The organism is Enterobacter sp. MGH 33, from assembly GCF_000534535.1.
In the GTDB taxonomy this organism is placed as follows: domain Bacteria; phylum Pseudomonadota; class Gammaproteobacteria; order Enterobacterales; family Enterobacteriaceae; genus Enterobacter; species Enterobacter hormaechei_C.
This window is the reverse complement of sequence record NZ_KI973212.1, coordinates 1,211,744-1,224,946: the sequence shown is the minus strand read 5'-3', so window position 1 is coordinate 1,224,946 and position 13,203 is coordinate 1,211,744. Positions and strand designations below refer to the sequence as shown.

General features: G+C 54.3%; 13 protein-coding genes and 1 tRNA gene. 3 read left to right on the top strand and 11 right to left on the bottom strand.

Features of this window, described 5'->3' with window-relative positions; all coding sequences use genetic code 11:
* Window position 1: 1 nt before the first annotated feature.
* The 7 genes from L379_RS18175 to dnaQ all read right to left on the bottom strand — a co-directional run bounded on the left by L379_RS18175 (window position 2) and on the right by dnaQ (window position 6,615).
* Window positions 2–943: an ABC transporter permease gene (locus L379_RS18175; RefSeq protein ID WP_015571382.1), complete on the bottom strand. Its 942-nt coding sequence runs from the start codon at window positions 941–943 to the stop codon at window positions 2–4.
* Window positions 944–961: 18 nt separating this feature from the next.
* Window positions 962–2,476: an ABC transporter substrate-binding protein gene (locus L379_RS18180; protein WP_170949735.1), complete on the bottom strand. Its 1,515-nt coding sequence runs from the start codon at window positions 2,474–2,476 to the stop codon at window positions 962–964.
* A gap of 2 nt (window positions 2,477–2,478) precedes the next feature.
* Complete coding sequence (locus tag L379_RS18185; protein WP_032652644.1) at window positions 2,479–3,561, bottom strand: ABC transporter ATP-binding protein; 1,083 nt, start codon at window positions 3,559–3,561, stop codon at window positions 2,479–2,481.
* Entirely contained in the window at window positions 3,558–4,571 is a 1,014-nt protein-coding gene (locus L379_RS18190; RefSeq protein WP_032652642.1) for an ABC transporter ATP-binding protein, read from the bottom strand. Before L379_RS18190 ends, L379_RS18185 begins: the two co-directional genes overlap by 4 nt.
* Window positions 4,568–5,287, bottom strand: a complete 720-nt coding sequence (locus L379_RS18195; RefSeq protein ID WP_015571386.1) for a FadR/GntR family transcriptional regulator — start codon at window positions 5,285–5,287, stop codon at window positions 4,568–4,570. The genes L379_RS18190 and L379_RS18195 overlap by 4 nt, the downstream gene beginning before the upstream one ends.
* Before the next feature lie 387 nt (window positions 5,288–5,674).
* Window positions 5,675–5,751: transfer RNA gene (locus tag L379_RS18200), tRNA-Asp, on the bottom strand.
* Between the two features lie 132 nt (window positions 5,752–5,883).
* Complete coding sequence (dnaQ, locus tag L379_RS18205) at window positions 5,884–6,615, bottom strand: DNA polymerase III subunit epsilon (RefSeq protein ID WP_072208197.1); 732 nt, start codon at window positions 6,613–6,615, stop codon at window positions 5,884–5,886.
* Here dnaQ and rnhA point away from each other — a divergent pair.
* Window positions 6,569–7,147: a ribonuclease HI gene (gene rnhA / locus L379_RS18210; RefSeq protein ID WP_160840538.1), complete on the top strand. Its 579-nt coding sequence runs from the start codon at window positions 6,569–6,571 to the stop codon at window positions 7,145–7,147. The genes dnaQ and rnhA overlap by 47 nt on opposite strands.
* On the opposite strand, the gene L379_RS18215 is transcribed toward rnhA, so the two are convergent.
* Complete coding sequence (locus L379_RS18215) at window positions 7,148–7,864, bottom strand: class I SAM-dependent methyltransferase (RefSeq protein WP_017383714.1); 717 nt, start codon at window positions 7,862–7,864, stop codon at window positions 7,148–7,150.
* Window positions 7,865–7,896: 32 nt separating this feature from the next.
* On the opposite strand from L379_RS18215, the gene gloB reads away from it, so the two are divergent.
* Window positions 7,897–8,655 carry a hydroxyacylglutathione hydrolase gene (gene gloB / locus L379_RS18220; protein ID WP_032652637.1) on the top strand — a complete coding sequence of 253 codons (759 nt, stop codon included), beginning with the start codon at window positions 7,897–7,899 and terminating at the stop codon, window positions 8,653–8,655.
* Between the two features lie 68 nt (window positions 8,656–8,723).
* Window positions 8,724–10,088 carry a murein transglycosylase D gene (mltD, locus tag L379_RS18225; protein WP_032652635.1) on the top strand — a complete coding sequence of 455 codons (1,365 nt, stop codon included), beginning with the start codon at window positions 8,724–8,726 and terminating at the stop codon, window positions 10,086–10,088.
* 52 nt (window positions 10,089–10,140) lie between these two features.
* On the opposite strand, the gene L379_RS18230 is transcribed toward mltD, so the two are convergent.
* The 3 genes from L379_RS18230 to L379_RS18240 form a co-directional block, all read right to left on the bottom strand.
* Complete coding sequence (locus L379_RS18230; protein ID WP_015571390.1) at window positions 10,141–10,914, bottom strand: class I SAM-dependent methyltransferase; 774 nt, start codon at window positions 10,912–10,914, stop codon at window positions 10,141–10,143.
* A gap of 77 nt (window positions 10,915–10,991) precedes the next feature.
* The gene (locus L379_RS18235) at window positions 10,992–11,792 is read right to left on the bottom strand and encodes an endonuclease/exonuclease/phosphatase family protein (protein WP_026080641.1); all 801 of its coding nucleotides are present in this window, start codon (window positions 11,790–11,792) and stop codon (window positions 10,992–10,994) included.
* A 137-nt stretch (window positions 11,793–11,929) separates the two neighbouring features.
* Window positions 11,930–13,105: an MFS transporter gene (locus L379_RS18240; RefSeq protein WP_015571392.1), complete on the bottom strand. Its 1,176-nt coding sequence runs from the start codon at window positions 13,103–13,105 to the stop codon at window positions 11,930–11,932.
* Between the last annotated feature and the right edge of the window lie 98 nt (window positions 13,106–13,203).

Here is a 13,203-nt window from a genome sequence, read left to right as displayed (position 1 = left end):
GTTAACCTCGCATTTTCGGGTTGATAAGGACGTAGAGCACGTCGGCCAGTAGATTGAGCATCAGGAAGCCGATCGCCACGATCAGCACCACGCCCTGCACCACCGCATAGTCACGATTGAACACCGAGTCGACGATCATTTTGCCAAAGCCCGGAATGGTGAAGACCTGCTCGGTCAGCACCGCGCCGCCCAGTAGCTCGCCGAACAGCAGCGTGGTGAGGGTGATTACAGGCACCAGCGCGTTGCGAAAGGCGTGCTTCAGGATCACTGCTTTCGGCAGCAGCCCCTTAGCGCGCGCGGTGCGGATGTAATCCGCTTTCAGCACCGCAATCATCGACGCACGGGTATGGCGCATCAGCGTCGCCGCCAGTCCGGTTCCGAGCACGGACGCGGGCAGCAGCAGCGTGCGCAGGTTCTGGATCGGATCTTCACTGAATGGCACATAACCGGACGCAGGTAACCATTGCAAGTTCACCGAAAAGACCAGAATCAGCAGGATCCCCAGCCAGAAGTGCGGAATTGATATCCCCGAGATCGCCACAAAGTTCGCCCCGTGATCGACCCAGCTGTTTTTATTCACCGCCGCAAGGATCCCCATGCTGATGCCAAACACCAGCGCGATGATCATCGCCAGCAGAGAGAGCTCCAGCGTGACCGGCAGCTTGCTGGCAATCAGCTGCGTGACCGGTTCATGCGTGCGCAAGGAGACGCCCAGATCGCCCTGCAGCGCGCGCGTCAGCCAATGGAAATACTGCACGGGGATCGGCGCATCCAGATTAAGCTCAGCACGCAGTTGGGCAATGACCGCCGGATCGCGCTCCTCCCCGGCCATGGCGATCAGCGGGTCGCCGGGCAGCAGCTTTTGCAGCCCGAACACCATCATGCTCACCAGCAATAGCGTCGGGACGGCCAGCAGCAGACGTTTGCAAATCAGTTCCAGCATGGGTTCTCCTCAGGACGTTTATTTTGCCAGCGTCAAACCGGCCAGACGCACGATGCCGTCCGGGTACGGCTTAAAGCCCTGCACGTTCTTGTTCAGTCCAAAAATGCGCGGCTCGAAGTAGAGGTAGGCAATCGGCATGTCGGTCTGGAGCTGCTTCACCACCTTGTCGTACAGCGGCTGGCGTGCGGCCTGGTCGGTGCTCTGACGCGCCTGAATCAGCCATTCATCGATCTGCGCGTTGCTGTATCGGCCGTCGTTCAGGGTGCCTTTACTGTTGATAAAGCCGTAAATGCTGCCATCCGGATCCGGGCGCCCCGACCAGCCGGAGAAGCTCAACTGGTAGTCACCGCTCTGCTGGCGATCCAGCAGCGTGGCGAACTCGGTCATTTGCAGGTTCAGGTTAAAGCCCGCCTCTGCCACCATCGCCTGCAATACCTGTCCCACCTGCTGCGAGGTTGGGTTGTTCGGCACCAGCAGATTGACGCTCAGCGGCGTGGTCACACCGGCGGCTTTCAGCAGCGCTTTGGCTTTATCGACGTCGCGCGGCGGGACCGGCAGGTTAACGTGGTACGGGCTGACCGGTGAAAACGCCTGATTTGCCGGGGTGTAGAGCCCTTCAAAGACCACCTGGTTTAACGCATCGCGATCGATTGCCTGAGAAAACGCCTCGCGCACGCGGGCATCTTTGAACGGATCGTTGGCCGGCACCTTGCCGTTGTTAATATTAAAGGTGATCCCCTGATACCCCAGACCGGTGACCTTCGCCAGCGCCAGCTTGCTGTCGGCTTCGACGGTTTTGACGTCGCTGGCGGCAATGCCCTCGGTCAGGTCAAGATCGCCCGCGCGCAGGTTCGCGAGACGCACGGAGGCATCCGGGATCGGCAGATAGATGATTTTGTCGAAGTGATAGGCGTCTTTGTTCCAGTAGTTGTCGAAGCGGGTCAGAACGATGCGGTCCTGCGACACGCGGCTGTCGAATTTGTATGGACCGGAGCAGACGGGATGGGCGGCAAAGTCAGGCTTTTTCGCCGCATCGGGTGCCATCATCGCGCCCGCGCGGTCGGTGAGCTGCATTAGCAGCGCGGCATCCGGTGTTTTCAGGTGCAGCGCAATCTGCATCGGGCCGGTGACCTCGACCGATTCAACGGATGAGATCTCGCTTTTACGCAAGGAGCCTTTGAGGGTCAGGGCGCGGTCGAGGTTGTATTTTGCCGCAGCGGCATCAAATTTTTCACCGTCGTGGAAGGTCACACCTTCGCGTAGATCCATAGTCAGCGTTTTGCCATCTTCGCTCCAGGCCCAAGATTTTGCCAGACCCGGCACCACTTTCAGGTGCTCGTCGACGTCCACCAGCCTGTCGCACAGGGAGGCAAACACGAAACGGCCATAGTAGGTGCGCGCCAGATGCGGGTCGAGCATATCCGGGTCGGCCCCCAGGCCGATCCGCAGCACGCTTTCAGAATGGGCGGGCAGCGCCGCGCCAAGCAACATAACACTTCCCAGTACGGTCAAAAGAGAATTACGCATTGTCATTATCATGAGTTCCTTGAAGGAAGGGAGGAGTGAGTGGCCGCGTGTTCAAACAGCGCGCGGCGGCGCAGAAAAGCGGCGGATGGCGGTGCGATCTGGATAACGCTGCGATCGCGATTGATCTCCTGCCAGCGATGGCAAGCAACCTGACGTCCGCCGTCGAGCACCTGATTAATCGGCTCGATCTGGCGGCATTCATCTGTAACGTAGGGGCAACGAGTGTGGAAACGGCAGCCGGACGGCGGGTTAGCCGGGTTCGGTAAATCACCCTGCAACAGCGGCGTATCCCGCGCTACGCCTGGCTGCATTTGCGGCGCTGAGGCAATCAACGCCTGGGTATAAGGATGCAACGGTGCGTCGAAGATGTCGTCGACGGTGGCCAGCTCGACGATTTGCCCAAGATACATTACCGCCACGCGGTCGCTCATATGACGGATAACCGCCAGCCCGTGGGCGACGATCACCATCGTTAGCCCCAACTGGTGCTTCAGGCTTTCCAGTAAATTAACCACCTGTGCCTGAACGGAAACGTCCAGCGCAGAAACCGGCTCATCACCCAGCAGTAGCTTTGGGCCTGACGCCAGCGCGCGCGCAATGCCGATACGCTGACGCTGCCCGCCGGAAAATTCGTGTGGATAACGCCCGGCCCAGGCCGCGGGCAAGCCGACCGTCCTGAGTAGCTCGGAGACGCGGTACTGGCGATCCGTTTTTTTCATGTTCTGGTGCAGCCACAGCGGCTCACCGACAATTTGCTCCACCGTCATGCGCGGGTTCAGCGAAGCGAAGGGATCCTGAAAGATGATCTGTAGCTCACGCCGGAGCTGGTTCAGACGGGCACCCGAGGCGTGGGTGATCTCCTCACCCTGATAAAATACCCGCCCTTCGCTGGCGCCCAGCAGGCGCAGCAGCAGACGACCAAGGGTGGATTTCCCGGAACCCGACTCGCCGACAATTGCCAGCGTTTCGCCAGGCATCACCGACATCGAAACTCGGTCGACAGCGGTGACAAAGCGGGCCGGCGTAAACAGTTTTTTCGGGCCGGGGAAAAGCTTGCTCAGATCGCGGGCTTCAAGAATGGGCATAGTCATGCGGTCTCTCCCAGGGCAATGTGGTGTTCGAGCGGCACGCGGAAGCAGGCAACCTGATGGCCCGTACTGAGCGTAGTGAGCGGTGGTTTTTCAGCATGACAGCGCGTCTGCGCGAAGGGACATCGGGTGGCAAAGCGGCAGCCTTGAGGCATGGATTCCGGCAGCGGGACCGATCCGGGAATAGTTGATAGCTGGCCTTTACGCGCCCCCATAGAAGGAAGGGAACCCATAAGGCCAATGGTATAGGGGTGCTGCGGATCGGCAAACAGGGCTTCAACACTCCCCTGCTCCACTAGCTGTCCGGCATACATCACCGCCACCTGCTGCGCGACTTCAGCCACCACGCCTAAATCGTGGGTGATCATCAGCACCGCCGTGCCCGTTTCTTCTTTTAAGGTATTGAGCAGGGAGAGAATTTGCGCCTGAATGGTCACGTCCAGAGCGGTAGTGGGTTCGTCAGCAATAAGTAGTTTGGGATGGTTTATCAGCGCCATCGCAATCATCACGCGCTGGCGCATACCGCCGGAAAGCTGATGCGGGTAAGCCTTAAGGCGCATCTCTGCTGCCGGGATCTGCACCTTCTCCAGGATCTGTAGCGCAACCGTCATCGCCTCAGCCCGGGAGATCGTTTGATGGCGCATCACCGCTTCACTGAGCTGATCGCCAAGCGTGAAGGCCGGGTTGAGCGAGGTCATGGGCTCCTGGAATATCATCGCCAGCTCGCTGCCGCGCAGATCGGCATACTCCCGCGGCGAGAGCTTGCGCAGATCCTGGCGGCGGAAATTCATCTCCCCGCTGACGATCCGGGCGCTGGCAGGTAATAACCCCATCAGCGCCAGGGAAGTGATGCTTTTACCGCAGCCGGACTCGCCTACCAGCGCCAGCGTTTCTCCCGCCCTGACCGTCAGCGAGATATCGTCGAGCACGCTCACCGGCGAGCCCGCGAATTTAACGTTGAGGTTTTGCAGCCGCAGTACGGGCGTGGAGTCCTTAAAGGGTATCGTCGTCATAGCGTGGAATCGTCCTCAAGGTGGATAGCCTGAATCAGGGCGGTTTGCAGGCTGAGCAGGTGTTCGCGCATGGCGGCAGCTGCTTCGTTAGGCTGGCGATGAATAATCGCTGACATGATTTTGTGATGGTGGTCGTTGTAGCTATCGACACGTTCAGGGGTGCGGGCAAGTTCGCGTAAATGCTGCCAGCCAGGCTCCCGGCGGACGGCATCTATCGCATCAAAAAGCCCAAGCATCAGGCGGTTACCTGCTGCCTCCGCAATGGCGCGGTGGAAGGCGCTATCCCACAGTTCGTTGAGATCGCGGTCATCCGGGCTGACCTTATTAATGCGTTCCAGCATACGCTGCATGAGCGCGAGGTTTTCCCTGGTGGCACGCAGTGCCGCAAGTCGGGCTAAGCCGGGTTCGAGCTGTAGTCGAGCTTCCATGACTTCCAGCAGGTTGGTTTGCTGAACCAATCCCTGAAGCGCCAACGGCTCAACCGGGGCAGATGGACCAATGAAGGTACCCTTGCCCTGCTTGCGCCAGATACGCCCTTCCTCTTCCAGCACGTCCAGCGCGCGACGCACTTCACGTCGGCCTACGCCGAGAGTGTCCGACAGCTCACGTTCAGTGGGCAGCGGAATGCCTGGTGTTGACTCGTGCTGGTTGATAAGCCCGCGCAGCTGCTCAAGCGCGGTACTGGAATTAGCTAAAAACCGTGAAGGCTTTTCCATATTGGTTCGCTCGCTTTCATCATTGCTTTATTTTTATTAATAATAAGTTATTGATATGACGCAGAACTTAACGTGCTAGTAATTAAGCAATTAACGAACCAATAGCGTATTGGTTCGTTAATTTTCTGAAAAATGATCGGTAACCGAATGATTTCCTACCAATTATTTTACATAATCATTACATAAGAAGATGGGCGCGAAGGTGAGAATGGGCAAGAAACGCACAAAAACAGTGCAAATAACGCACTAAAATCGTGCAATTGTTAATAAAATGCACCGTATTTATTAACTTTTTGTTAATAAAAATAAAAAGAGGAATAAACAATATTCGAGGGACTATAAAACGACGAAAGCCTGAATCATTTCTGACTCAGGCTTTCTGAATAGTGGCGGAACGGACGGGACTCGAACCCGCGACCCCCTGCGTGACAGGCAGGTATTCTAACCGACTGAACTACCGCTCCACTGTTCCCGTTTGGGGAACGAGGCGAATATTACGGTTTGCCTCTGAACTCGTCAACGCTTTTTCTCAGGTTTTGAATCGTTTGCTGCAAAATTCACCCAAACGGTGATTTAACAAACGTTTCAGCACATTTTCACGTGCGCCACAGACAGCTTCCGCCCTTCTTCTGCACTAAATCGAGACGAGATTCATGGTTCATCAGTTCTTCATCACTGGCTAAAACAACCCGCAGGCGATTCGTCTGACGCACAATGCGCTGAATTCCCCCTTCATCCCGCGTCTGCTGGGATTCATTTTCTATACTGAATTTCATCGACGTTTGCCCGCCGGTCATGGTCAGGTAGACATCGGCCAGGATCTGGGCATCGAGCAACGCGCCGTGCAGCGTTCGCTTGGTGTTGTCTATCTCATAGCGAGAGCACAGGGCATCAAGGCTGTTACGCTTGCCGGGGAACATCTTCCTTGCCAGCGCCAGGCTATCCGTGACTTTACAGAACGTATTCGTCTTCGGAATATCACGGTTGAGCTTGCTGAACTCATAGTCCATAAAGCCGATATCGAACGACGCGTTATGAATGACAAGTTCCGCACCTCTGATGTAGTCGAGAAATTCATCTGCGACGTCGGCAAAAGTGGGCTTATCCAGCAAAAACTCATCGGCAATTCCGTGAACGCCGAACGCTTCCGGATCCACCAGCCGATCGGGTTTGAGGTAAACGTGGAAGTTGTTGCCCGTAAGACGACGGTTCACCACTTCAACGGCACCAATCTCAATGATTTTGTGCCCTTCGTAGTGGGCGCCAATCTGGTTCATACCGGTGGTTTCGGTATCAAGAACAATCTGGCGAGTAATTGCAGTGCTCATAGCGGTCATTTATGTCAGACTTATCGTTTTACTGAACGTTTCAAATACAGGAAGTCTACCAGAGATGCGTAAACAGGTAGAAATTTTCACCGATGGATCTTGTCTCGGTAACCCAGGGCCCGGCGGCTATGGCGCCATTATGCGCTATCGCCAGCATGAAAAAACATTTAGTGAAGGCTATTTCCTGACCACCAACAACCGCATGGAGTTGATGGCGGCCATCGTGGCGCTGGAAGCGTTAAAAGAACATTGTGATGTGGTGCTGAGTACCGACAGCCAGTATGTCCGCCAGGGCATTACCCAATGGATCCACAACTGGAAAAAGCGGGGCTGGAAAACGGCAGAGAAAAAACCCGTCAAGAATGTCGATCTCTGGAAGCGTCTTGATGCCGCCCTCGGTCAGCACGAAATCAAATGGGAGTGGGTAAAGGGGCACGCCGGTCATCCTGAAAACGAACGCTGTGACGAGCTGGCTCGCGCGGCGGCATCCAACCCGACCCATGAGGATGCAGGTTATCAACCTGAATCCTGATCACGGTTTTTTGTACTGCCGCGTGGCCCCCACGGTCTGGCGGATCCGCGTTTTTGATTTGCTTTGCTTCATCGGGTTGAGCGTAAGGGGGATCGTCCTCTTACGCGCGACAATAAATTGCATGCAGCCCAGCGCGGGTAAATGGGTGCTTAATAAGACCCCGCCTTTACGCGTCCAGGGGATGACCTGAAAACCCCCGTAGCTTAGCACTTCGAAATTTAACAGTGAAAGCCAGTCCAGCTGGCGCATCATGGTAAACATCCTGCTGTTATAAGGCGGCGTGCGACGCAGAACGGGCGTCAGTTTACGTAGCCCCATCAGACTCAGCGGATTAAAACCGCTCAGGATCAGCCAGCCGTCATCAATCAAAACGCGGTCGGCTTCCCGCAGCAGACGATGGGGATCGCTGCACCAGGGCAGCGTGTGGGCGAGCAGACAGGCATCAATGGATTTTTCCGCAAACGGCAAATGCAGCGGATCCGCTTTCACCTGAACCGGGGAGCCATTAAGCGATACGCTAACCTGATGCGAGATAGCGCAGCTTTCGGTATTGATTTCTGCGCTCAGATTGCCAATCTTAAGCAGGTGAAAACCATACATTTTCGCGAGCCAGGGTTTAAGCTGAAGTTCTAAGGCCTCGCGATAATATTCACCCCAGGGCAACTCTGCCCAACGTTCCGGTGGTGCGACAGTCTGAGGTATCCTTGCCGGTTTCATCAAAACACCCGCCACGCTATAAGAGGTAATGCATGAATCTTATCAGTATTTCCGCCTTTCAGGACAATTACATCTGGGTTTTAGTCGACGACGATCGCAGATGCATCATTGTTGATCCAGGCGAATCCGCACCGATCCTGCACGCGATAAAAGAAAACGGCTGGCAGCCGGAAGCGATCCTCCTTACCCATCACCATCACGATCATGTCGGCGGTGTTCCCGATCTCCTTGCGCGCTATCCCCATCTCCCCGTCTACGGACCAGCAGAGACACAGGATAAGGGTACAACGCAAGTTGTCGAAGAAGGCGAAAGTATCCTCATCCTCGGGTGGGAGTTTTCCGTATTTGCTACGCCAGGTCACACTTCCGGGCATATCTGTTTCTACAGCAAACCTTATCTGTTTTGTGGCGACACGCTGTTTTCTGGCGGCTGTGGAAGGCTGTTTGAAGGCACGCCAGAACAGATGTATCAATCTTTACAAAAAATTAATGCGCTGCCAGCCGACACCGTAATTTGTTGCGCACATGAGTATACATTAGGGAATATGAAGTTTGCTGCAAGCGTGCTGCCTGAGGATCGGGCGATTCAGGATTATTACCAGAAAGTGAAGGAGTTACGTGCAAAAAACCAAAAAACACTCCCCGTAATTCTGAAAAATGAGCGACAAATAAATTTATTTTTAAGAACTGATGATGTTGATTTAATTAATAAAATTAATCAAGAAACAAATTTGTTACAACCTGAAGCGCGATTTGCATGGTTAAGGTCAAAGAAAGATAACTTCAGATAATTGCGGGTTGCCTTTTCAAAATTTCGCCGTTATCATCGCTCGTCTTTTAAGCAACTATTGACACACACATGAAGGCAAAAGCGATATTACTCGCCTCTGTCCTGCTTGTAGGTTGCCAGTCACAAAACGGCAGCAACGTACAACAGCACGCACAGAGCCTTTCTGCGGCTGGTCAAGGGGAAGCAGGGAAGTTTACGAGTCAGGCGCGATGGTTGGACGATGGGACATCCTTCGCGCAGGAACAAGACTTGTGGGCCTCTATTGGCGACGAGCTAAAGATGGGAATTCCGGAAAACAGCCGGATTCGCGAACAGAAACAGAAGTATTTGAGAAATAAGAGCTATCTCCACGATGTAACATTACGGGCAGAGCCGTATATGTACTGGATAGCCGGGCAAGTTAAGAAACGTAACATGCCTATGGAACTGGTACTACTACCCATAGTGGAGAGCGCTTTTGACCCGCACGCGACGTCTGGCGCCAATGCAGCAGGCATCTGGCAGATCATTCCGAGCACAGGGCGAAATTATGGTTTAAAGCAGACCCGCAACTACGATGCGCGTCGTGATGTTGTCGCTTCAACGACAGCCGCTCTCGACATGATGCAACGTCTGAACAAGATGTTTGACGGCGACTGGTTATTGACCGTCGCGGCGTATAACAGTGGTGAAGGTCGTGTACTGAAGGCAATGAAAGCGAATAAAGCGCGTGGAAAACCCACAGACTTCTGGTCGCTCTCACTGCCACAGGAAACAAAGATTTACGTACCGAAAATGCTGGCACTGGGCGATATTCTCAAGAACAGCAAACGTTACGGTGTACAACTGCCAACACCAGACGAAAGTCGTGCACTGGCGCGTGTCCGCCTCAGCAGCCCGGTTGATATTCAACAGGTTGCAGATATGACGGGTATGTCGGTAAGTAAGCTTAAAACCTTTAATGCAGGTGTTAAAGGCTCCACGCTGGGCGCTAGTGGCCCTGGCTATGTGATGGTTCCGCAGAAACATGCGGAACAGTTACGAGAGTCTTTAGCTTCGGGTGAAATTGCAGCCGTTCAGTCCACGCTGATCGCTGATACGTCGCCTGTAAGCAGCCGCAGCTATAAGGTGCGTTCAGGTGATACGCTTTCAGGTATTGCATCACGTCTTGGCGTGAATGCGAAAGATCTCCAGCAGTGGAATAATCTGCGCGGATCTGGTCTGAAAGTGGGTCAAACGCTGTCCGTAGGTGCAGGTAGCAGCGCACAGCGTCTCGCTAAAAACAGCGATAGCATTACCTATCGCGTACGTAAAGGCGACTCGCTGTCCAGTATTGCTAAGCGTCACGGCGTAAACATCAAAGATGTGATGCGCTGGAACAACGATACTGACAACCTGCAACCTGGCGACCAGCTGACGTTGTTTGTGAAAAACAGCGCTACGCCAGATTCCTGATAGTACGATCGCTTGTTAAAAAGGCACCGATTCCCCTCGGTGCCTTTTTTATTTATCCCGCTTTTTGCGCTTCAGCCATAATGGTGTCGCTGGTAAACGAACCATCATCATGCAGTTCAAAGTACGCCTTCACGTCAGCAGAGGCGCTCTCCTGATACAATCGGATCGCCTGAGTCAATGCCTCGGGTGTGCGCATCCGTGCAATCCATGATGTGAACTCCAGCGGCAAACGGTCGGTTATCAATGAGCGTGAAATCAAGCCGGCTTCGGTGATAAACGTAAGCCACTCTCCACTGGAGTAGTTTTGCACGTGCGAGGTATCACGCAGCGCTTCAACCGTCTGGAGCCAGATATTTCGTACTGGATGTCCGGGAGACATCACGTCCATGATGATGAAGATTCCGCCCGGTTTGAGCACGCGTTTCACTTCCCGTAATGCCTGCCCCACATCATGCCAGTGGTGTGCAGAGTAACGGCTAATCACAACCTCAAACGACGCATCCTCAAAGGGTAAAGATTCAGCGTAGCCCTGGCGCGTCGTGACGTTATTCAGCCCTTTCGCTTTCGCCGCTTCAGCAACCACATCCAGCATCTGGCTCGATAAGTCATATGCCGTCACCTGAGCAACCTGCTGTGCGGCGGTAAAACTGGCGTGCCCCGCCCCGCAGCCTAAGTCCAGCACGTGCGCGTCAGGAAACGCGGCGAGCCGTTCGCCGAGACGTACCAGATCGCGGCCAGAGGCGTGCACGGCGCTGCTCAGGTAGGCACTTGCCTGAGAACCAAACTGTTTTTCGACGTTGTCATGATGGGAGTGTGTTGTTGTCATGTTGCTGTCCTTTTATGGGTTAAAAAATAAAGGGCAGCACCCGCACAGGCCTGCCCCACGGCAGACCTGACGCACCATTATTTATCAGGTTTGCCGGGACTGAATTCAACTAGTAGAGGATTATGATCGGAGGCGCGCGTCACCAGAACGGAGGCGTCGTGCACGCTTAAACCCCGATAGAAGACAAAATCGAGAGGACGACCAAACGCTTTCTTGCGCTGGTCATCGTTAAAACGAACTTCACGCAGCGACATTTCACGCGCGAAGCGGTACAACGCGTTCATACGTGGACGGCTCCAGGCATTGAAGTCCCCGGCCATAATGATCGGCCCACTGTGATGAGCAATCTGATCGCCAATGGGTAGTAACTGCTTACTGTACACATCAACACCCAGGCTGAAGTTCACCGCATGAATGTTTACCACCATCAGCAGACGGGTGTCGGGCAACGGATAGACCGTGACCAGCGCCGATTTTGCCAGACGCAGGATTGGCTCACGTTCACGCAGCGGGCAGCAATAGACCGGATGTGCGGCTGAAAGGGTCATCACCCCAGAAGGATGCTGTGGCAGAACAAAGGCAGGCACCTGATCGGCTGCAAGATAGTTTGTCGTTGCAAACCTGACCAGCTCAGGCGTGGTTTGCGCCTCCTGTAACAGAACCAGATGCGCATCTTTACCAAAATTTTTAAGTACGGATAACCACTCCGCACGCTGTTGTTTAAAGATGTTCCACACCAGTACGCGAATTTTTTCGTCACTGCTTAATGGCGTGCCCGCTGGTAATGCCTGACCCAGGCTCGCAAACGACCCCGGAGGCAAGATCCTCTCCGCGGGCATTCCGGCAACATAACGCATGGCATAGGTATTTTTTCGCACTTTTGGAAACGACCTCTGTAACATGAACCAGCCCGGAAAACGGACTGGTTCTAATGTTATAGGGATTTTAGGTCACACTTTCAACGCAATTACTGAGAAACCGCTTTCCAGTTTTGTAAGCAAGCACTTACTGATACTTATCCAAGCGCGATACGAGCGGGTTTATCAAGCCGTCCACTCAGACCAATAAGCAGGAAAGCGACAAGCACAATTACCGCACCAATCCATGGCGTTTGGGTTAATCCAACGTGTTCAACCGTCTGCCCGCCGATAACCGATCCGAGTGCGATACCGATATTGAATGCGGCGATATTCAGGCCGGATGCGACATCCACCGCATTGGGCGTATAGCGTTCGGCTTTCTGTACAACATAGACCTGCAATCCCGGTACGTTACCAAACGCGAATATTCCCATAACCAACACAGTTACCAGCGCTGCGTATTGTATCGACGCGGTGAACTGGAAAATCATCAGCAGGACAACCAGCGCGGCGAAGATAAATTTTAGCGCCGGTACCGCACCATGCTTATCCGCAAGCTTGCCGCCCCAGATATTGCCGATTGCAACGGAGATACCGTAGCCCAGTAAAATCCAGCTCACTGCGCCCGGAGAAAAACCAGCCAGCTCCTGCATCATCGGTGCAAGGAAAGTGAACGCAGTGAACACACCTCCATAACCCAGAGCCGTAACGGCATAGATCAGCAGCAGGCGCGGGTGTGTCAGAACCTTAACCTGATCGCTCAGGCTGGCGCTCGCGCGCCCCGGAATACTGGAGGGCACCAGCAGCAGGCTGGCTACCAGAGCAATCACGCCCAACAGCGATACCGCGAGGAAGGTTTCTCGCCAGCCAAAATGTTGCCCAATAAACGTTCCTAACGGTACGCCGGTGACCAGCGCGACGGTTAAGCCGCCAAACATAATCGCAATGGCTGACGCCGCTTTCTCTTTTGGCACCAGGCTGGTTGCAATCGTAGAACCGATGGAGAAGAAGACACCGTGCGCGAGGCCAGACAGCAAACGGGCAATGACCAGGGTAGTGTAGTCCGGAGCCTGCCACGCCAGAATATTGCCGGCGGTGAAGAGCACCATCAGGGCAACTAACAGTTGTTTACGTGGAAAGCGTCCAGTCAGTGCGGTCAGCACAGGCGCCCCAACAGCGACGCCTAACGCGTAAATAGATACCAGCAGCCCGGCAGAAGGCAGCGAAATGGCGAGTTGTTCAGCAATAGTGGGAACAAGTCCTACAATAACAAATTCGGTCGTGCCAATTGCGAAGGCACTGATCGTCAGGGCAAGAAGCGCCAGTGGCATAAATACTCCGTCTCTTCAGGATTAAGATGACAGGCAGTATGCGCCAGTGTTTAAATAACAAAAATGGTTACAATCTCAATAGAATTTTGCGGATGATG